Raw genomic sequence first — 21,310 nt, forward strand, 5'->3', positions numbered from 1 at the left:
AATCGCGCAAAATCAACGATGAAAACGTTTTCATAATATATATTTAATTCAGAATAGACTGAAAAATTTAATTGAATCTATATCTGAATATTCGTATACTCAAAATATGGATTTTGACCAAACATCTGAAAGGGGAGTCCGAATGCTGAATAACTGGTTTACGCAGATTGAGGCGATGTACGAGCAAATGGTCGAGTGGAGAAGACATATGCACCAATATCCTGAGCTTTCGTTTCAAGAAGTGGAGACACCCAAGATGATTGCCGGCATTCTGGAAAGCTACGGCATTGATGTGAAAACGCATGTCGGTGGCCGAGGCGTCGTAGGTACCATTCGCGGTGCAAAACCTGGAAAGACGATTGCCTTGCGGGCAGACTTTGACGCTCTCCCTATACCCGATGAAAAGGATGTCCCTTACAAGTCAAAAGTTCCAGGCGTCATGCATGCTTGTGGCCATGACGGACACACAGCTACCTTGCTCGCGGTGGCAAAAGTGTTGAGTGAAAATCGGGACAAGCTCTCAGGAAATGTCGTTCTCCTGCATCAACACGCGGAGGAGCTTGCGCCAGGCGGGGCACTGGAAATGATTGCGGATGGTTGTCTGGACGGCGTCGATGTGGTGTTTGGTACTCATCTCACGTCCCAAGCGCCAACGGGTACCTACCTGTACGCCAAAGGCTACGCGATGGCAGCGGCAGACGCTTTTGAGATCAAGGTCCAGGGAAAAGGCGGACACGGTGCATCCCCGCATGAAACGATAGATGCAGTAGCGATTGGAGCACAGCTTATCAATCAGCTGCAGTATATCGTCAGTAGACAAATCAACCCGCAAAAAGCGGCTGTCTTATCGGTTGGATCGTTCCATGCTGGAAATGCAGCAAACGTGATTGCCGATTCAGCGGTTCTAAAAGGTACGGTACGTTCATTTGACGAGAATGTCAGAGAACATATGCAGCGAGAAGTAACGAACATCGTAAATGGTATCAGTCAGGCGTTGCATGCCGATTGTCAGTTGACCTATGAAGCTGGTTATCCAGCAGTGTTTAACCACTCGGAGGAAACAGATATTTTCCTCGAGACCGTTAACAGTTTTGCAAATGAGAACCAAATGGTCGAAATGCCCCCGATTATGGGAAGCGAGGATTTTGCCTACTATCTTCGCGAAAAGCCGGGAATGTTCTTCTTTACAGGCGCACGGAATGAGGAGATCGGAGCCAATTATCCGCATCACCACCCGATGTTTGACTTTGACGAACAGGCAATGGTACACGCAGCAAAAGCATTGGTTGCCCTCGTCTACCATTACGCAGTGGAAACAGAGACAGAGCCAGTTCCCGAAGCTGCGCTGTAAAGGACAATTCTATTCGACAACGACGGGGGTGTGTGAGGCTTGGAAAAAAACTTTCTGGAAGTAGATAAGCTCCAGACTGCTTTTAAAACGGACAAAGGCGAGGTCATCTCCGTAGAGGAAGTGAGCTTTCAGCTAAAGCCAGGAGAGACCATCGGAATCGTCGGTGAATCGGGCTGCGGCAAGAGTGTGACTTCCTTGTCCCTGATGCGATTACTGGGGAGCTCGGGTTTTATCAAGAAAGGCTCCATCACCTTTAATGGCAAGGATTTGACGAAGATAACGGAAGCAGACATGCGACAAATTCGCGGGAATGAAATCTCCATGATCTTTCAGGAGCCAATGACTTCCTTGAATCCGGTTTTCACAATCGGCAATCAAATGCTGGAGTTGATCAATCTTCACTTGAAGTTACCAGCAAAAGAAGCCAAGGCATACGCGGTTGAAATGCTGACGAGGGTCGGAATTCCACGAGCGTCTGAGATCATCGATGAGTATCCGCACAAACTATCAGGGGGAATGAGGCAGCGGGTCATGATCGCCATGGCGTTGTCTTGTAAGCCTAAATTGCTGATTGCCGACGAACCGACGACGGCACTGGACGTTACGATCCAGGCACAAATCCTGGAGCTGATGAAAAAGCTACGTCAAGAGTCGAACACAGCCATTATGATTATCTCCCACGACCTGGGAGTGATCGCGGAAATGGCGGACAAAGTCCTAGTCATGTACGCCGGTCAAGTAGTAGAAGAAGCTGATGTATACACGTTATTCGATGACCCAAAGCACCCCTACACCAAAGGATTAATGGATTCCATCCCCCACCTAGAGCATGACAACGATCAGAGGCTCTTCTCGATTCCCGGAACGGTTCCGACCATTCACCAAATGCCGCAAGGATGCCGTTTTCATACACGCTGCCAATACGCTACAGAACAATGCGCTCACGAAAAACCTCCATTGCTCCCTATCCAACCTCATAGCGAACACCGTGTTCGCTGCTGGCTACACCAAGATGATTCTGGGCGTGCCCCTATCCAATCTAGGACAGAGGTGATTGCATGAGCATGACAACGCCAGATACACCTACACCTTTGTTGGAAGTTCAAAATCTCAAAAAATACTTCCCCATCAAAAAAGGAATTATCTCCCGTACAGTCGGTCAGGTGAAAGCCGTCGATGGTCTTAATCTAACGATCTATCAAGGAGAAACGATCTCCCTCGTGGGTGAATCGGGTTGTGGTAAATCGACGACTGGACGAGCGATTGTTCAGCTGGACCCGCAGACCGAAGGAAAAGTCATTTTTGAGGGGAAAGAACTGACAACTTTGTCGCCAATGGAATTGCGGAAAGTACGCACAGACCTGCAAATCATTTTCCAGGATCCGTACTCTTCCTTGAATCCGCGAAAGAGAATCGGAGACTTGCTGGCAGAACCACTATTGGCACACAAAATAGTAGACAAGAGCGAGGTCACGAAAAAAGTAGACGACATTTTGGAGATCGTCGGATTGTCCAAGTTCCATAAGAGCCGGTATCCGCACGAATTTTCTGGAGGACAAAGGCAGCGCATTGGAATCGCGAGAGCGCTGATCCTACAGCCAAAGCTGATCGTGTGCGATGAGCCTGTATCCGCTCTGGACGTATCCATTCAGGCGCAAGTATTAAATCTACTCAAAGATCTGCAAAAGGAATTTCAATTGACCTATCTTTTTATCGCTCATGGCCTCGGTGTCGTCAAGTATATTAGTGATCGCATTGCGGTCATGTATCTGGGCAAGATCGTGGAGCTAGCCAAAACCGAAGATATTTTCAAAAATCCTCGTCATCCCTACACGCAGGCCTTGCTTCATGCGTATCCCATCCCCAATCCGCATCTGAGGAACAGAGAACGGATCGTCATGGAGGGAGATGTTCCGAGTCCGGCAAATCCACCCAAAGGCTGCAGCTTCCACGCCCGCTGCCCGTTCGCCCAAGATATTTGTCGTACGCAGGCTCCCGTTTTGCAAGGCGATCAACATACCGTAGCCTGCCATTTTCCACTAGGCTGACAGAAAGGAGAGGGGATACCTTGTTTCAATATATCATTCGACGACTTTTGATCGCGATTCCTGTCCTCTTTGGTGTTACCGTGTTCAGCTTTATTATCGTTAATCTGGCGCCTGGAAACCCGGTAGAAATGTTTGTGAACCCGGATACGACGCAAGCTGACATTGAGCTGAAAAAAGAGGCGTTGGGACTGAATGATCCGATCTATGTTCAATATTTTCGCTGGCTAGGCAATTTGGTCCAAGGAGATTTCGGATATTCCTTTTCGACCTACGAACCCGTACTGAACATGGTTTCTTCCCGGATCGGCCCGACGCTCCTGTTGATGGGAACGGCTCTGATCGTCGCGTATCTCATTGCTATTCCGATTGGCGTTTTGAGCGCGACCAAACAGTATTCCTGGCTGGATTACTTTTCTACATCGGTTTCTTTTCTGGGCATTTCCATTCCCCACTTTTTCCTGGGACTCGGATTTATCTACATCTTCGCGGTTCAGATGCACTCGTTGCCAACGGGTGGTATGAATACACTCGGGAGTGATGGTGGATTCAGCGATACTTTCAAACATCTGATCATGCCAGCCCTGGTACTTGCAGCGGGAATTGCAGGGCGGATGGTGAGATACGTTCGCTCGAGTATGCTGGATATTCTCGGTCAAGATTATTTGCGTACCGCTCGCTCCAAAGGATTGCGTGAATTCTTCGTCATTAACAAGCACGGATTCCGGAATGCCTTGATTCCCATTATTACGGTAATCGGTATCGATGTATCCGTCCTGATTGGCGGTGCGGTCGTAACGGAACAGATCTTCCAATGGCCAGGACTCGGACAGCTGACGATTCAATCCATTGGCTCTCGCGATTATCCAACCCTGATGGCGATCAACTTCCTGGCAGCAATTGCTGTACTGTCTTCCAACTTGTTGGCCGATATCTTCTACTCGGTAGCAGATCCACGAATTAAGTACGATTGATGACGAACGTTGGAAAGGGGGGACATCTATGTCGATGGCAAATGTAAACATGGAAAAGGACATTCTGTTGTCAAAAGTTCAAGCCCAGCTAGGTGTTGAGGAAAGCTACATGCGCATGATCACCAAGCGCTTCCTCAAGCACAAGCTCGCGGTTCTAGGCTTGATTGTTTTTAGTTTGATTATTCTGTCAGCCATTTTCGCACCGTTGATTTCACCGAGTGATCCTTATGAGATCTCAGGCGAATTTGCGGCGGAGCCATCTGGCAAGCATATCCTCGGAACTGATCAGGTAGGGCGGGACCTCTTGAGCCGTCTGATTTATGCATCGCGAGTATCGCTTTCTGTAGGGGTTGGTGCCGTTGCAATTTACGTGGTGATAGGAACCGTTTTGGGAGCGTTGGCCGGTTACTTTGGGAGATGGGTAGACATGGTGATTATGCGTATCACGGACGTATTTATGTCATTCCCGTACCTCATGGTTATTCTAGTCCTCGTAAGTATTATGGGTCCAGACCTTTATAACATCATTATCGTTTTAGGGTTACTCGGGTGGCCGGCCATTTGTCGGATTGTTCGGGGGAGTGTTCTCTCGATCAAAGAGATGGACTACGTCAAGGCAGGTATCGCCCTTGGCTATACAACACCGAAAATCGTCTTTCAACATATTCTGCCAAATTGCTTGGCCCCCATTTTGGTCAATGCGACATTTGGGATTGCACAGGCGATCATTATGGAAGCGTCCCTCAGCTTTTTGGGGATGGGCGTTCAGCCGCCGACAGCAAGCTGGGGCAACATGTTGACGGAAGCTCAATCGCTAACTGTGTTATCATCCCAACCTTGGCTATGGGTTCCACCGGGCATGATGATCCTGCTGGCTGTTCTCTCCATTAACTTCATGGGAGATGGCTTGCGTGATGCGATGGACCCGAAAAGCTTGAAGTAACAAGGGTTGGTTGTAATAAAAAATAGGGGGGTCTATGAATGAAAAGAGTCAATCGAAGCATCAGTATTGCAGCAGTTGCTTCACTCTTGCTGCTCGCAGGTTGCGGGGGCGGCAACACAGCGACGGGTGGTACCGGTAGCAACAGCGGTACCGCAACGACGAACAGTGGTGGCTCATCTACCAGTGCAGCCGGAAAAACCATGTTCCTCGGCTTGGTCAATCCGCCTATTCTTTTTAACCCGATTAACAGCGCAGACGTAGCCTCCCAGTTTGTAGAGAAATTCATGTTTGACTCTTTCCTTGAGATGGAAGCGCCGCTAAAGTTTGTTCCAAAGCTGGCAGATTCCTTCGAGACTACAGATAATCAAACCTTTACGATCAAAATTAACAAGGATGCCAAATGGTCGGATGGAAAACCGGTAACAGCTGAGGATGCTGCTTTCACATTTAATTTGATTGCCAATCCAAAGGTGGAGATTTCGGTAGGTAGCTATCTGTCGATGTTCGAAGGTGTAAAAGACACGGGTAAGCTCGAAGATGGGAAAACGGAGCTGCCTTCTGTCAAAGTCATCGACGAGAAAACGCTTGAGTTCAAAACCAAAGCTCCTGTTGATCCGAATATGATCAAAGAGCAGTTGGGTACCAAACTGATGATCTTGCCGAAGCACGCGCTTGAGAAAATTGATCCAGCAGCCTTATCGCAAGATCCATTCATGCAAAAGCCTACTGTAACAAACGGTCCATTCAAGTTTGTTCAGTATAAAAAGGATCAGTATGTCGAATTCGAAAAGAACCCGGATTACTACCTGGGAACTCCACAGCTCGGAAAGCTGTTTATCAAAATCATGCCTGCACCAAACCTCGTAGCGCAATTGCAAACGGGCGAATTGCAAATGAACATTGGTAACGGAATTGGAAAAATACCACCGCAAGATTATGAGACAGTGAAGAAGTTTGAAAACGTGAATACGAAGAGTGAAGCTCAATATGGTTTCCAAACAATGATGTTCAACACAGAAAAAATTACGGATCCACGAGTACGCCAAGCTATCACGTATGCACTCGACCGCCAGCAAATTGTTGACAAACTGTTGCGTGGATACGGTGAAATCGTGGATGGACCGTACACTTCAGTAAGCCCTTATCTCGACAAAAATCTGGAGAAATACAGCTATAACGTAGAGAAAGCGAAGCAATTGCTGCAAGAAGCGGGCTGGGATTTCAACCGTGAGCTGAACTTTGTTGTACCACTCGGAAATAAAGTTCGCGAGCAATCCGCCGATATTTTGACGCAAAACCTGAAAGCCATTGGTATGAAAGTGAAAGTATCTACGTATGACTTCCCAACCATCATGCAAAAAGCGAAAGCGGGCGATTACGAGCTGCTGTTGATGGGACTTACTTTCACCCTCGATCCGGAAGTCTCTTCCCTGTACAGCTCGATTGGATCCTTTAACTTTATGAAGTATAAAAATCCGAAAGTGGATGAGCTGCTCCTAAAAGGGAAAGCAGAACCGAATCCAGACAAACGAAAAGAGATTTACACCGAGCTGCAAGCAATTTGGAATCAAGATGTACCAGTGATTTCTCTGTACTCGGATAGTGACTTCTTCGCATACTCCAAACAAGTTGCTGCGGGCGAGCCGAAAATTTTTGGATTCCATAATCACCTTGAAAAATGGTCTATGGGAGGCGCTCAATAATGGAAAAAGAACAGCTGGGAAGCGTGGTAAAGGAAAGCGTGCCAGGTGCGATCGAAACACTCAAGGAGTATTTGAGGTTCCCCACAATATCTGCGCAACACAAAGCTATTCCTGAAACGGTTGATTTCGTTGCTCAGATGATCACGTCTGCTGGTGGCGAAGTAAAAGTTCTCGATGATTTAGGTGGAAACCCCGTCGTATACGCATTTTTTGCGGCGGGGAGTGACGGAGATGCTACGAAGACGTTGCTTTTCTACAACCATTACGATGTGCAACCGCCTGAGCCGTTCAACGAATGGAACTCAGAGCCGTTTGATCCCGTGATTGTAGATGGGAAACTGTTCGCACGTGGAGTCGCCGATAACAAAGGTGATCTGGTCGCCCGACTCACTGCTATTCAATTGTTACAGCGTGAGTTCGGTGGGCTGCCATGCAATATCAAATTCCTGATTGAAGGCGAAGAGGAGATCGGAAGCCCAAATCTGGAGCCTTATTTGAAAGAATACCAAGACTTGTTTGCTGCGGATGCGTGCATTTGGGAATTTGGGTCAAAAGATGAGGAAGACAGAATTAGCATGGTGGCAGGAATTAAGGGGATGGCGTATCTAGAATTGACTTGCGTCGGAGCGGACATCGACATGCATTCCTCTGTTGGGGCCTATGTGGATAACGCAGCTTGGCGTCTGGTACAGGCATTGGCCACCATGAAAAACCAGCAAAATGAGATCTTGGTCAAAGGATTCTTTGATGGTATCGAAGAGCCGACGGACGGAGAGAAGCAAGTCGTGTCCGAACTTCCTTTTGATGAAGAAGCTGTGAGCAAACTATACGGTTTGAAGCGTCCGCTGATTACAGCAGCAAAAGGGACAGATCCACGTGAGGCGATGGTCTTCCATCCAACCATGACAATCTGTGGGCTGGAGAGCGGTTATACCGGAGAGGGAGCCAAGACAGTCCTTCCCAAAAATGCGAGAGCAAAAGTTGATTGCCGATTGGTACCCGGCCAGGATCCGCAGCATATTCTCACGTGCATACAGCAGCATTTGCTTGAACACGGATTCGAAGATATTCAAGTCACCATGATCAACGGGCAAAAGGCGTATCGATCCGACTATCATCACCCGTTTGTTGCGCATGTGCTCGACACGGCACGCACGATTTATGAAGATGGCCCGGTGTTGGCACCGAATTCTGCTGGAACAGGTCCTATGTTTGCTTTTGGAGAAACGCTAAAGTTGCCAATCGTGAGTACTGGAGTCGGTTGGGTGGGTTCAAAGGCACATGCTCCCAATGAGTCGATCCGTCTGCAAGATTTCGAACAAGGGATCGCGCATATGGTCTTGTTGCTTTCAGGATTTGCGTCAGCATTAACTGTCGAAGAAAATAGCGTGCAAGCTTGAGCGTGCATGAAAGGGGACTGGAGAATGCTGAATGACTTGTTCACAAAGCTGGAGATGCTCTATCCGGAATTGGTGAGAATTCGTCGTGATCTCCACATGTATCCTGAGCTTTCCTATCAAGAAGTGGCGACGCCGCAGAAGGTAGCACAATATTTGCAAGCACTTGGCTTGGAAGTCCGGACAGAAGTAGGAGGCCGCGGTGTGGTTGGGCTCTTGCGTGGCGGAAAGCCAGGTAAGACGATTGCTTTGCGTGCAGACTTCGATGCACTTCCCATTCAAGATGAGAAAAAAGTTGAGTACAAATCACGGATTTCCGGTGTCATGCACGCATGCGGCCATGATATCCACACGGCAGCCTTGCTCGGAGTCGCTCATGTGTTGAGTGAGCGAAAAGAGGAGATCGCGGGTAACGTCGTCTTCATCCATCAGTTTGCGGAAGAGAAGCCTCCAGGAGGCGCGATAGCCATGATTGAGGACGGGTGCCTAGATGGTGTGGATGAGATCTATGGCGCTCATGTCTGGTCCTCCGAGCCATTTGGTACGATTGGTGTGACAGATGGGTATGCCATGGCATCCGGTGATGGGTTTGACATCGAAATTTCGGGAAGAGGCGGACATGGTGCTCAACCGCATTTGACGATCGATCCTCTCGTGGTAGGCTGCCAGCTAGTAGTGAACTTGCAGCAAATTGTCAGTCGTCGAGTCAATCCGATTGATGCAGCTGTTTTATCCGTTGGGTCCATCCATAGCGGATTTGCAGCCAACGTCATTCCAGACTCCTGCAGTATCAATGGGACTGTTCGTATGTTCAATCCAGAGGTACGACAATTTATCGAACAGCAGGTCCGGCAGATCACGCAGGCGACATGCGAAGCCGCTGGTGCTGTCGGCACGGTTCACTATCGTTCAGGGTATAATGCCGTATGGAATCATCCGGAACAGACCAAGAGTATTCGTCACCTGGCACAACAGCTGGTTGGAGAAGAAAATGTAAAGCAATTGACTCCGAGTATGGCAGGGGAGGATTTCTCCAACTACCTGGATAAGGTACCGGGAACGTTCTTCTTTGTCGGAGGAGGCAATCCCGCTATAGGGGCAGAATATCCCCACCATCACCCCATGTTTGATGCGGATGAGCGAGCGATGCTCTTGATCGGTAAAGTATTTCTTTCGGCGGTAGTAGCTAGAGGGGCGACCGATAACGTCCGTGTTACCCTCGAGTCTTCAGCCACACAGGCGTAAGGGAGCATAGTATACAAATCCTCAAATCGTGTACGAAAAGGCCTCGCGTGATTGCGAGGTCTTTGCTTTTCGAAGACAGGAATGGTGCACACTTGCAAAGTGGACTTTCTTTTCATAAAACAGGTACAATCAATGTGATGGAAGAAAGAAGGGAAATCACAGGAGGCGAAGAAACATGAGTAGCGAAACCAGCGCATATCAGATTGCAACCTTTGCAGGCGGATGCTTTTGGTGCATGGTAAGCCCTTTTGATAAAATGCCAGGCATTATCAAAGTCGTTTCTGGCTATACAGGCGGACACGTAGAAAATCCAACGTACGAGGAAGTATGCTCGGATACGACTGGACACTACGAGGCCGTGCAGATTACATATGATCCTGCGGTCTTCTCTTACGAACAGCTGGTGCAATTATTTTGGCAACAAATCGACCCGACTGACGCAGGTGGTCAATTTGGAGATCGCGGGCAATCCTATGCTCCTGTCATTTTTTATCATGACGAAGAGCAACAACGTATCGCCCAAGAATCCAAACAGCGCTTAGATGAGAGTGGGCGCTTTCAAAAGCCGATTGTAGTCGAGATCCTGCCAGCGAAGACATTTTATCCAGCTGAGGAGTACCATCAGGATTACTACAAAAAGAATCCGATGCGTTATCAATACTACCGATCAGCATCCGGACGTGCGAAATTTACCAAAGAAGCATGGCGAGACCGCGATAAACTAGAAGAGTTGAAACAGCGCCTGACTCCTATGCAGTATGAAGTCACGCAAAATAGCGGGACAGAGCGCCCATTCACGAACGAGTTTTGGAACCACAAGGAAGAGGGAATTTACGTCGACATCGTCTCAAATGAACCTCTCTTTAGCTCGTTGGACAAATTTGATTCCAATTGCGGCTGGCCCTCTTTCACCCAACCCATTCATGAAGAAAGGGTCACGGAACATGTCGATCTCACGCACAATATGATTCGTACCGAGGTTCGCAGCAAGGAAGCAGATTCCCATCTCGGCCATGTATTTGAGGACGGTCCAGGAGAAAATGGTCTCCGTTACTGCATCAACTCGGCAGCTCTGCGCTTTATTCCAAAAGACAAGCTGGATGAGGAAGGCTTTGGGGAGTACAAACGCTTATTTGAGAAGTAATCGTGCGATCGCCTGCTCCAGTCTGTTTGGGAGTGTGGCGGTCTTTTTTTTTGCTGTCTGATATCTGTCCTTGATCACTATTGCGCCAGATACGAACATTTTCAAAGCCAGTGCTGAATTGGGATTGTGCCCTCCGGAAGCTCTGAAAGGTTCAGAAGGAGACCGAATACGGTCGCCAGAGCTTGGGAAACTGCACTGAGGGGGAGTGAGTTCGAGCCGATCGATGTACATACACCTTTGTGGCTGTGGAGCCGAGCTGGGTTTCCCCCGGTTGAACGTAGAACATAGAAGACTGAACGCACGTTCTTATACGAAACCTATCGTTATATAGGTAAGAAGTATAGACGGAATTATGCAATTGTATAGAATAGTAAAATGAAGTGCAGTATAATGAAAAAAATTCAATAGAGATATACAGATAGAGTGGAGAGAGCGCAATGAATACAGTTGAAAAAATCAGTAAATTTGTCGGTAGCACTTTTTCGGTCTGGGTCATCTTGTTTGCAATCTTTGGATTCTTTGCGCCTGAAGCGTTCGTAGGTGGAAAAGGGTACATCTCTTTACTCCTAGGGGTGATTATGTTTGGAATGGGGCTGACTCTGTCTTCCGAAGATTTTCGTGAAGTCTTTCGCCGTCCCGTGGATGTGCTTATCGGGGTGGTTGGTCACTATCTGATCATGCCGTCGCTCGCTTTTGTCTTGGCGGTCACCCTCCAGCTTCCACCGGATATCGCAGTCGGAGTCATTTTGGTAGGCTGCTGTCCAAGCGGTACTGCATCCAACGTCATGACTTACTTGTCCAAAGGAGATGTCGCCTTGGGTGTATCGATCGCAGCGGTATCTACCTTGATCGCACCACTGGCAACACCTGCACTGATTTCCCTTCTCGCAGGTCAATGGATGAATATTAACACGCAATCGTTGTTTATGGACATCGTCACAGTTGTGATTGTGCCAATCGTGTTGGGCGTTGTCGTCAAAGCGTTGTTCCAAAAGCAAGCAGCAGCGAGTGCAAAGGCATTGCCGCTCGTGTCTACCATCGCCATCGTCCTGATCGTGGCTATCGTTGTAGCGATCAACAAAGGAAAAATTGTAGAGACTGGTCTCATCATCTTTGCGGTTGTAATTCTGCACAATCTGTTGGGATACTTGTTGGGCTATGGCTTTGCCAAGCTGTTTGGATTAAATTTGGCCAAGAGAAAAGCGGTGACCTTGGAAACCGGTATGCAAAACTCTGGACTGGGCGCAGCCTTGGCAGCTGCCCATTTCAATCCGCTCGCGGCTGTACCGAGTGCGATCTTTAGCGTATGGCACAATATTTCCGGATCTGTGTTGGCCACATGGTTTGCTAAGAAAGAAGAGAAGTAATCAGGACCACTCCTGGGAGGAAGCCTCCGTTCCGTCAATGCTAGGTTGATGGATCGGGGGTTTTTGTTTGTACCTAAATCTCAGGAAACCTGTAACGAAAACTGAGGGATGTATGTCATAATGATTACGTACGCTATAGATGATTAGGTACGAACATCCGCAGAGGGTAGATTCATGTTTGCCCGATCGAAAGGAACGACAAGATGAGAAGTCTACATATTCCTGGAAAAAATCAATTACTGTTGGTTTCTACCGTGATCTTGCTCTTGACCGGTTGCAGTAGTGCAGCTGCCCCTAATCAGTCGGACACACCGGAACCGACGGAAAAGACGGAACCTGCCCAACCGTCAGAACCAAACAAACCGACGGAGACAGCACCAAAGCCTACAGAGGGTAAGGCACCCGTTACTACACCTCCGAAAGCACCATCCGAGCAAGAAAAACCGCCAGTCAAGACAAAACCCGTAGAGCAAAAGCCGTCCAAGACTCCAACTGAATCTGCGCCAATGCCAGATTTGGAGGTTGTGGGAGAACCGCAGAGCATGACAGTACTCGTAAACAAGCAACGGCAGCTGCCTGATAATTATCAACCGACCGATTTGGTATTCCCGAATGTGCCGTATCTGTTGCCAGCGAAAAGTGAAAAACGCCAGATGCGAAAGGAAGCAGCGGAAGCTTTGGAGCGGCTATTCGCGGCAGCAAAAGCAGACGGTGTCTCCCTGGCAGGCGTTTCTGCGTATCGCTCGCATGCCTACCAAAAAGCGCTGTTCAATCGATACGTGCAAAAGGATGGCTTGGAAAAAGCACGGACGTATAGTGCGGTGCCCGGTACGAGTGAGCACGAGACAGGACTCGCGATCGACGTGTCCGGAGCAGATGGGAAATGTGCGGCTACGAGCTGCTTTGCAGGGACAAAAGAGGCAGTTTGGCTCGCCCAGCACGCGCAAGAATACGGCTTTATCATCCGCTACCCAGAAGGTAAAGATGATATCACGGGATACATGTATGAACCGTGGCACCTACGCTATGTTGGAAATGAAGTAGCGCAAGCAATCGGCGAGAAGCAGCTCACGCTGGAAGAGTACTTCGGGGTGGCTGCGGTATCGTCGGATAAAAAATGAGAGAATGACCAAAAAGACAATCCTCGAAATCTACACGATGGAGAGGATTGTCTTTTTTAGACTCGAAAGGAAGGGAAGTGCTACTCATCTAATCACAAATGACAGTATTCCTGCTCCTCCTGACATAAAAAATTCCCTCATTTTGTAAAACTTATCATTATATTATAAAATTTGTCCATAAATCTGAAGAAGAGGGTATGAAGTCGATGATCAATCGTTTGCTTGGGTTTCATATCATGGTTGTTACGTTCAGTCTGACAGATAAGCCGACAGTTGGACCATTAATCTACCAAAACAATCAAGTGATCAAGCAAGAAAGTTTTGCCGTAGAGGAGCTTGAGCAATACCCGGATGTGAAGCAATTTATCGTAGAGCGGGGAGCAGAACAATTCTTAAAAACGGGCAAAGAGACCGATGAGGAATTGTTCAAGCGATATGAGCTCAATCAACAGCTGCCAGAGAAGATCTATAAAGACGGGATGACTGCTGAGATCGAGAGGGAGATCGCAAAGCGGTATGGATTGGAGGCGCCATCTAAACAAGAGGTTAGAAGCATTGAGCAGACGATTGTTGCTGAACGATCTGTCCCTGATCACACCATTACAAATGTACGAATCATTACTTCTATCGCGACTTTTTCGGAATCGAGTAGCACGGACATATTGTTATTGAAGGATTCTTCTGTAGAGAGGGAGCATGATGGAGCTGCCAGAAAATAAGACCCAAAAGAGTTTATCGTAATATTATTATGTAAACAAAAAAGAAAGCGGTTCAAAAAAATCAAACAAAGCGATGTAGCAGACAGCTATGGAGTTTTGGATTCGTACATATGTGGAGCTCTGTAGAGCACCAGATGAGCTGGTAAATCGGGTTTGCTATACTCCCAGATTACTAACAAACGACCTGAATAAAACCAGGTTGTAAGATGATTAATTAGAAGCCGGAAGACTCCTTAAGGCAGGGGAAATTCGGCTTTTTCTATGCATAAATTTAAGTGAATCATTCATGTTCATTTAGGCCTAGAATCATCTTCTAGATGCGAGAAAATACAAATCATTACATGTAATGTCAAATATCACATAATTTTTATAGATTAGAATACTTAGTTTTACTATAATCAAAATTGTGTTTTTATAGGAATAATTTGAATTAGTTTACAAGCAATGGAGAGAAAAATGGGTAAGTAATGTTGTAAGTGGTTTTCAAAAGGGCGGCAATCCTCAAGGTTTTTCTTTTACCCCCACCCAGTGCCGAATGAATCAGGCGACTGAATCCAATTAAGTATAACCCTCATAGTACCAGTGTAAGAAATTCTTCAATTCCTTTGTACGTATAAAAAGCTTGAAAAGTATTACCTAAAAAACCCTAAACCGTTACATTTAACAGGTTGATTATGGTCAGATATCACCATGATTAATCTGTTTTGTTATCTTCGTTTTCTTACTCTTTGCACGGTTTATTTCAAAGGATACGTATAAGGAGCAGGGTTTGCTCCAGGTAATGGAACCATTTAAGCCCAAGACTTGGCAAAGATTCTACAAGAAGAACAACTTAGTGACTATTACACTACCATGTACAGTCTTGGGCGGAGTTGTAAACAAAGTTCTTTTATTGTTACTTTATGCATCTAGAACTTTTTTACGAAAAATCAGGTATAATGAAAGTATGCTTGCTTATGCGAGGTGATTGTGTGAAAACCAATGCGAAAAAATACATTTTTTTCCAAAGAGTCATTCGTGCCTTTCGACTAAATTTCATCAAATTATTTCGTTCTCCCGGTGGGGCTAAAAAGGTTTCGTTAGGATTTGCCATCGGATTTGGATTAGAGATGATTGTGATTTCAACCGCGTCCCTGATTTATTTGCTGTTTTATCCAATCGTTCGATTATTTCGTGGCTCGCTTCCGGCTGCCATTATCGGAAATGTGATTGGAAAGTTAACTTTTTTACCTGTTCTTCTTTTACCAGTGGCTCACAGACTCGGCAGAATCATCTACCCCGTCAAAATCGAGGGAGCAAGAATGCCCCATCATGCGTTCAAAGCGCTGTTGTCTGGGAATTTTCAGGTGCTTACCGATATCCTTTATGGGGGACTGCACGTTTTAATCGGTATGTCGATAATTGGTGCATGCCTGGGTGTTGTTTCTTATTTTGTTATTTACAAACTGTATGAAAAGCAGAGAGAGCTTCGTCTCGTTAAAAGACATCAACGAAAAAACAATGCAAGGCTCGAAAACTCTCTAGGCTGATGGCCAAGGCGAGGGTGGTGTTACCAATTCACCGCAACGCGCAACAGCCTTCCCACAGAGGCTCCAAGTCAAGCTGCCGGGCCTACGAGATGCTAGAGGCGGTTTTACTAGATTACACAAATTTCTTGATAGAAACCCCAAACTCGTTTGGGGTTTCATTTTTTATATAGCGTATTAGAGAATAGGCACTGATTTAGAAGTATGATTAGACAATTTTAAGAAGTAATACCATCGTATTGGAGGTAATAAACATAAAACTCTAAGCAAGGAAAATTACGCATAACAACAGTTATATGAAGTTTTTACGATTGTTTCCACATGCGGTGCATGTGGAGAGTTTGTTCACTGTTGGTGCAGAAGGACATTTAAATCGGAGGTGTATTGGCGGAATAATAAAAAGGGGCATGTCCCCGACCCCTTTAAGCTTGCTAAAGCGTGTCAAAACGAATGTATGATAGAGAAAGGCATAAATAAAAAGACGTTTTGCTTATGTTGAGATTTTATTACACGACAGGTCTTATGAGATGTAAGGTTATTCCGATGTTGGTAACTATTCAGAAGAAAATTGAGAAACGCTAGGTTACTTGTATTTAGTATGATCTATGTGTTAGTTATTGTATTATGGGTAATAGTATGACTGTCTCAATAGGTATTTATAATATAGAACATAGGAGGATTGAATGTCCTGGAGCAAATTGAAGCAACATCTGGAGAGTTTTCTCTGTCCTGCGTTATATGGAAGGGTTGAATACCGTGCAACCGGCTATCGTTATTTGCCAGATAAAGCAGGACTTTGTTATATTGCGGTAGATAAAAAGAATGTACTCAATATGAGTGATAAATCTACCTTAATCAAATGGTATCAGACGGAGCTGGAAATTAAGAATGATTCAGATATCCAAATTCCTATCAGCGATGAAGAAATTGAAGCTGTCAGAAAAGATACCAAGGGAATAGTTCCGGAGGATCGTCTAAAAGTAATTGCAAGAAGTAGAAGAATATCAGAATATGCAAAGGAGCTTTTGTTAGCGCAGGTATCATTAAGTAAATCAAATTTTAGCGGTGTAGCTAATAAATTTTTATCCATTTCTATAGAGGAAAGCATGGAGAGCAATGATATATTATTGAATATTCTAGCCTTGGTGGACAGACGAGTTGGAAAAAAGCGAATTTTAAACATGGCCGAGAAAATGAAGTTAAAGCATCCAATTGTGCAGTATTTTTATGAACTACGTCTTAGTACCTTATGAAAACAAATAACTGATTCACATCCAATCGAGAGCCCTGCAAAACGAATACAGTATCTGTAAAATGACATCCAGTGCTTGATGGTACTGGGTTTGTTGTATTATGGAAGAAAAGTAAATTGAGATGAGTCTGTTGTTGTATGCTGGTAAATAAATAACTGCATGATTCCATGTGGAATTATATATCTACATATCATGTAATCTACTCCTCACATTATTTTGTGCTGTGCTTTTCCCACAGAGCAGGGAAGGGGCCAAAAGTAACTACTCGTTAGCTTTACGGAACGCATGTTTCAACTTCTCATTATCAACGTGCGTATAGATCATTGAGGTTTGAATGTTTTTATGGCGCATCGCCCTCTGTGTAAGAACAGGATCGGCTCCATTTTCAATGTGGACTCGGGTTCCGAATGAGTGTCGTAATTTATGTACTGTAAGGTTGGGTTTTCCGAAGGCAATAGCAAATTTTTCAACCATTTTTTGTATGGAGATCTTTCGAAATGCCTCAGCCTTACCTGTGCGAGTTGATCCAGAAACAAAAAGAGATTTTACTTTCTTATTAACCTAATATCGATCAGTTCGTATGTCGAGGTATGCTTGTAAATGTTCTTTGGCCAGTGGACCAAAAGGGAGGGTATCCTTCTGATTTCCTTTCCCTAATACGTCAATGACACCATTTCTCATGTTTAGATCATCAAGCTCCAGGTTTGCAAGTTCCATAGTTCGCAATCCTGTAGCAAGCGCTAAAGATATGATTGCACGATCCCTTTCTCGGTTTTTTATGTGATAGTTAATACTCCGTGTATTCCCCGTTATCACAGAGAGGTATCCTTCATTGATAAAATCCAGAAACTCCTTCATTTCATTGTGTTCATCATCTTATTTAATGAGAATTTTTCCAGCGATGCGCTGAGCTTTCGAGTCCATCGTTTCGTCTTCTTTTTTTACCTTTAATTTCGTGAAAACATTTCGCACTTGAATCTAATTGCTAGAACCAACCGCATGCGAATTCAACTGAGTAGCCAGGAGGAAGAAAGCTAAGCCCGCTCTAAGACAAAACCGTGACAGTCTAGCATCCAACAAAAAGCAGAAACCTCCAGCCAGTTAGGCAGATGCCAAGAAATCAGCCCGAATTTTGCATTAATAAATACATACTAATTTTAGCCACGTAGAAATGTATCTTTCTACTAAGGTTTGACGTAATCTTTAAGGGCTCTTTTTTTTGAAAGATAGCATCAAAATCAAGTAATGGCTAATAGGGTGAATGTTCACAAACTATAATAGAGGATGCAAAGAGGCTCATGAATGATATACTAGTTTCTTTACAGAGTATTCCTGTTATCATGTAAGTCGTGCATTTTGTCAACATCAGGAGGAAATCGCATTGGTCTTCAGTTCTGTCAGCTTTTTGTTTTTCTTTTTGCCGCTTGTCCTAACCCTCTATTTTGCGGTTCCTTTCAAATACAAAAATACGATTCTATTAATTTTCAGTCTCCTTTTCTATGCCTGGGGTGAGCCGAGGTACATTGTTCTGATGATCATATCCATTATCATGAACTACGGGTTTGGGATATGGATCGATCAGACGGAAAATCATACAAAAAAGAGAACCACGATATTATCGTTGGCGATCGTTGTCAATATCGGACTTCTGGGCTTCTTTAAGTATGCGAACTTCTTTGTAGATGTTGTGAACCAAGCGCTGCAAACGAATATTCATGTTACACATGTACCGCTGCCGCTAGGTATTTCTTTTTATACGTTTCATGCACTTAGTTATTTAATCGATGTCTACCGGAAAACAGAAAGAGCGCAACGAAAGCTTTTCAATTTGTCCCTCTACATCACCTTCTTCCCGCAGCTTGTAGCAGGTCCAATCATTCGCTACAATTCTGTCGCCGAGCAGCTCAGCAAACGTGTATTCTCTTCCATACAATTCGCAGAGGGAATTAAACGATTTATATTGGGGTTGTCGAAAAAAGTACTCTTGGCCAATCCCCTTGGCTTCGTAGCGGACACCGTGTTCGCCACGCCTGTCATGGACCTTTCATCCGGAAGCGCCTGGATTGGAATTATCGCTTATACGTTGCAGATCTATTATGATTTTTCGGGTTACAGTGATATGGCGATCGGGCTGGGGAAAATGTTTGGCTTCGAGTTCGCCGAGAATTTTAACTATCCGTATATTTCCAAAAGTGTTTCCGAGTTCTGGAGACGCTGGCACATTTCTCTTGGCAGTTGGTTCAGGGACTATGTATATATCCCGCTCGGCGGAAGCAAAGTGGCACCATGGAAAATGTATCGCAACTTATTGATCGTGTGGGGGCTGACAGGATTCTGGCACGGAGCAAGTTGGACGTTTATTGCTTGGGGGATCTACTACGGCATCCTGATCGCTCTGGAAAAAGCCGGTCTCGAGAAGATCATGTCCAGAATTTATCCGCTAAACCATGTTGTGGTGCTGATGCTTGTCATGATCGGATGGGTATTCTTCCGTGCCGACAACTTTGGGTATGCAGCAGATTTCATCCTGGCCATGTTTCATTCCCGTGGTAACGACATATTCGATTCCCAAGCTCTCGCGTTGTTATCGATCAATTGGATTCCATTTGCCATAGGCATAATGGTTGCCGTACCTATTTTTCCCAAGCTACAAAAATGGCAATTCAGCAAGCCGATCACAAACGTGCAAACCGTTTTTGCCTTGCTGATTCACTGCTTCCTGTTTGCGGAAGTGATCTTATATCTGATCAATTCTACCTATAACCCTTTCTTGTATTTTCGATTCTAGCTTTTCAAGAGGAGTACCGAAATGAGTAAATCTATTTCCATCGCATATATGGTCGCCTTTCTCACCATTATTTTTGTGTTTGCCATTGGCAGCGCCCTTTTACCAGAAAAGGACGTCTCTGCCGTCGAGAACAGGTCGATGAGCAAGCTGCCAGATGTCAGCGTCCAGACTGTGACGACATCTCGTTTCTACGAAGACATGAATCAGTATTTCAACGATCAGATCGTGTTTCGCAACGAAATGGTGAGCCTCTATCAAAGACAGCAAAATTCCAGCCTGTTTAACTCGATGCTGTTGGAAAACCTACTTCACGATAAAGCCGAGCACAAACCCGAAGACGGAACGGTTGTAAACGACTCGCGCATCGTGTCCAATCTGGTGTTGATCAACAACAAATGGATTTTGCCGGTTCCAGATACTGTCGTGCATACCAGCGAAATAGACGCAGCAACGGCAAAATTAAACGAAGCGGTCGCATTCGCCAACGAGCAAAAAACAGAAACGTTTTTCGTTTTGAATCCGTCGCGGACGCTATCGCTGATGCATTTGTATCCGCCTTACTTGCAAACCGACGCTTACGCCAAATCGAGAGACTATTTCTTGTCCAAGCTCGACAAAAACATAAACGTCGTGGATATCAGAAGCAAGTTTGATACCTTTACGAATGCGCAGTTGGAAGAACTTTACCTGGAAACCGACCATCATTGGAATATCAAAGGCGCGTTTACGGCTTATCAAGAGGTGATACGCCAACTCTCAAACAAGTCGACCCAATTCAAAGGAGAGCCCATGTCTTTGGGTGAGATTCGCGAGTCTGAATTAACGGATGGCAGGTTTGAAGGCAGCTATAACAGGCAAATAAATGTTGCCATCGATCCCGAAAAAGCCGATCGAACAATGATTTACGAACCGATCGTGCCGTTCACTTTTACACATTTTGAAGTGATTAATACAGATGGAAAACAGACCGTTCGAGACTATAGCGATTTTTATGGATACAAAATAGGGCAAAACCAGGTTTCATATGGCACACTCTTTGGCGGAGACAGACGAAAAATCGTGTATGAAAACGAGAATGCAGGTAACCAATTGAATGTCCTGTTGCTGAAAGATTCATTCATGAATCCGCTCACACCTTTTTTCGCGCAACATTTTAACAAACTGACGGTTTACGACAATCGTTACTACTCGGAGTTCAGCTTGAAAAAGATTTTATCAAGCGAGCATTATGACATTCTGATTATCGCTTTGCATGATGATAACCTTTATAGTCAAAATTATGTTTTTGAAAAACGTGATGGCAGGTAGGGGAGGTATTATAGGCGGAAGCTGGCAGTCGGATGCGAGTCAGAATATCGTGGATAAAGAGATAAGGAAAAAATGGTTTCCCTACGTAAAAGAAGTGACCTTTTTACCTATCCAGACGTTGACGAAACTTCCATCTCCAAACCATCTGGTCCATTACGACTCCAATCAAAAAGAATGACCCCACATGCAAGACATAAGCAGGAAATCGAACGCTGATCACAGCACTATCTATAGCAAACTTAGCACTCTCATAATCAAAAATCGAATGACGAATAGGTTCGAGATAAGCGATCGCATTCAAGAAAGGATTCAAACTGATCAGAAGAATATTAGCGCCGTCGTTTCCGACATAGTTGTTCACACAGATCAACATGCTAACCACAACCAGCCAAAAACGAAATGATTTCCATCGCTTCAATGCCTTCC

At 45.4% G+C, this 21,310-nt stretch carries 18 protein-coding genes and 1 pseudogene; 16 read left to right on the forward strand and 3 right to left on the reverse strand.

Annotated elements, in window-relative coordinates:
- Positions 1-142: 142 nt before the first annotated feature.
- From AN963_RS07070 to AN963_RS07135, 14 genes are all read left to right on the forward strand, one after another.
- Positions 143-1,351 (forward strand): M20 family metallopeptidase, encoded by a 1,209-nt coding sequence (locus tag AN963_RS07070; protein ID WP_055743799.1) that lies wholly within the window; start codon positions 143-145, stop codon positions 1,349-1,351.
- Between the two features lie 39 nt (positions 1,352-1,390).
- Positions 1,391-2,413 carry an ABC transporter ATP-binding protein gene (locus tag AN963_RS07075; RefSeq protein ID WP_055743800.1) on the forward strand — a complete coding sequence of 341 codons (1,023 nt, stop codon included), beginning with the start codon at positions 1,391-1,393 and terminating at the stop codon, positions 2,411-2,413.
- Positions 2,410-3,399, forward strand: a complete 990-nt coding sequence (locus tag AN963_RS07080) for an ABC transporter ATP-binding protein (RefSeq protein ID WP_055743801.1) — start codon at positions 2,410-2,412, stop codon at positions 3,397-3,399. Before AN963_RS07075 ends, AN963_RS07080 begins: the two co-directional genes overlap by 4 nt.
- Positions 3,400-3,419: 20 nt before the next feature.
- Positions 3,420-4,370: an ABC transporter permease gene (locus tag AN963_RS07085; RefSeq protein ID WP_055743802.1), complete on the forward strand. Its 951-nt coding sequence runs from the start codon at positions 3,420-3,422 to the stop codon at positions 4,368-4,370.
- Positions 4,371-4,398: 28 nt separating this feature from the next.
- A complete protein-coding gene (opp4C, locus tag AN963_RS07090; RefSeq protein WP_055743803.1) occupies positions 4,399-5,313 on the forward strand; it encodes an oligopeptide ABC transporter permease in 915 nt (304 codons plus the stop codon).
- Positions 5,314-5,351: 38 nt separating this feature from the next.
- Positions 5,352-7,016, forward strand: a complete 1,665-nt coding sequence (locus AN963_RS07095; protein ID WP_055743804.1) for an ABC transporter substrate-binding protein — start codon at positions 5,352-5,354, stop codon at positions 7,014-7,016.
- Positions 7,016-8,416 (forward strand): M20/M25/M40 family metallo-hydrolase, encoded by a 1,401-nt coding sequence (locus AN963_RS07100; protein WP_055743805.1) that lies wholly within the window; start codon positions 7,016-7,018, stop codon positions 8,414-8,416. The genes AN963_RS07095 and AN963_RS07100 overlap by 1 nt, the downstream gene beginning before the upstream one ends.
- Positions 8,417-8,440: 24 nt before the next feature.
- Positions 8,441-9,658 (forward strand): M20 metallopeptidase family protein, encoded by a 1,218-nt coding sequence (locus AN963_RS07105; protein ID WP_055743806.1) that lies wholly within the window; start codon positions 8,441-8,443, stop codon positions 9,656-9,658.
- A 175-nt stretch (positions 9,659-9,833) separates the two neighbouring features.
- On the forward strand, positions 9,834-10,802 hold the full coding sequence (gene msrA, locus AN963_RS07110; RefSeq protein ID WP_055743807.1) for a peptide-methionine (S)-S-oxide reductase MsrA: 969 nt from the start codon (positions 9,834-9,836) through the stop codon (positions 10,800-10,802).
- Between the two features lie 437 nt (positions 10,803-11,239).
- A complete protein-coding gene (locus AN963_RS07115; RefSeq protein ID WP_055743808.1) occupies positions 11,240-12,169 on the forward strand; it encodes a bile acid:sodium symporter family protein in 930 nt (309 codons plus the stop codon).
- A gap of 203 nt (positions 12,170-12,372) precedes the next feature.
- The gene (locus AN963_RS07120; RefSeq protein ID WP_055743809.1) at positions 12,373-13,290 is read left to right on the forward strand and encodes a M15 family metallopeptidase; all 918 of its coding nucleotides are present in this window, start codon (positions 12,373-12,375) and stop codon (positions 13,288-13,290) included.
- A 206-nt stretch (positions 13,291-13,496) separates the two neighbouring features.
- The gene (locus AN963_RS07125; RefSeq protein ID WP_055743810.1) at positions 13,497-14,009 is read left to right on the forward strand and encodes a hypothetical protein; all 513 of its coding nucleotides are present in this window, start codon (positions 13,497-13,499) and stop codon (positions 14,007-14,009) included.
- A gap of 971 nt (positions 14,010-14,980) precedes the next feature.
- Entirely contained in the window at positions 14,981-15,538 is a 558-nt protein-coding gene (locus AN963_RS07130; RefSeq protein WP_055743811.1) for a DUF2062 domain-containing protein, read from the forward strand.
- Between the two features lie 680 nt (positions 15,539-16,218).
- Positions 16,219-16,788, forward strand: coding sequence for an SF0329 family protein (locus AN963_RS07135; protein ID WP_055743812.1), 570 nt, complete (start codon positions 16,219-16,221; stop codon positions 16,786-16,788).
- A 261-nt stretch (positions 16,789-17,049) separates the two neighbouring features.
- Here the strand turns inward: AN963_RS07135 and AN963_RS32445 are convergent.
- Positions 17,050-17,316, reverse strand: a pseudogene (locus AN963_RS32445) (tyrosine-type recombinase/integrase); the annotation flags it as partial.
- A 33-nt stretch (positions 17,317-17,349) separates the two neighbouring features.
- Positions 17,350-17,646 (reverse strand): tyrosine-type recombinase/integrase, encoded by a 297-nt coding sequence (locus AN963_RS32450; protein ID WP_055743813.1) that lies wholly within the window; start codon positions 17,644-17,646, stop codon positions 17,350-17,352.
- Positions 17,647-18,169: 523 nt separating this feature from the next.
- On the opposite strand from AN963_RS32450, the gene AN963_RS07145 reads away from it, so the two are divergent.
- Entirely contained in the window at positions 18,170-19,576 is a 1,407-nt protein-coding gene (locus AN963_RS07145) for an MBOAT family O-acyltransferase (RefSeq protein ID WP_055743814.1), read from the forward strand.
- A 21-nt stretch (positions 19,577-19,597) separates the two neighbouring features.
- Positions 19,598-20,884 carry a DHHW family protein gene (locus tag AN963_RS07150; RefSeq protein WP_055743815.1) on the forward strand — a complete coding sequence of 429 codons (1,287 nt, stop codon included), beginning with the start codon at positions 19,598-19,600 and terminating at the stop codon, positions 20,882-20,884.
- A gap of 103 nt (positions 20,885-20,987) precedes the next feature.
- On the opposite strand, the gene AN963_RS07155 is transcribed toward AN963_RS07150, so the two are convergent.
- Positions 20,988-21,302 (reverse strand): hypothetical protein, encoded by a 315-nt coding sequence (locus AN963_RS07155; RefSeq protein ID WP_236707885.1) that lies wholly within the window; start codon positions 21,300-21,302, stop codon positions 20,988-20,990.
- Between the last annotated feature and the right edge of the window lie 8 nt (positions 21,303-21,310).

Origin of the sequence: Brevibacillus choshinensis (assembly GCF_001420695.1) — a bacterium.
GTDB classification, from domain to species: domain Bacteria; phylum Bacillota; class Bacilli; order Brevibacillales; family Brevibacillaceae; genus Brevibacillus; species Brevibacillus choshinensis.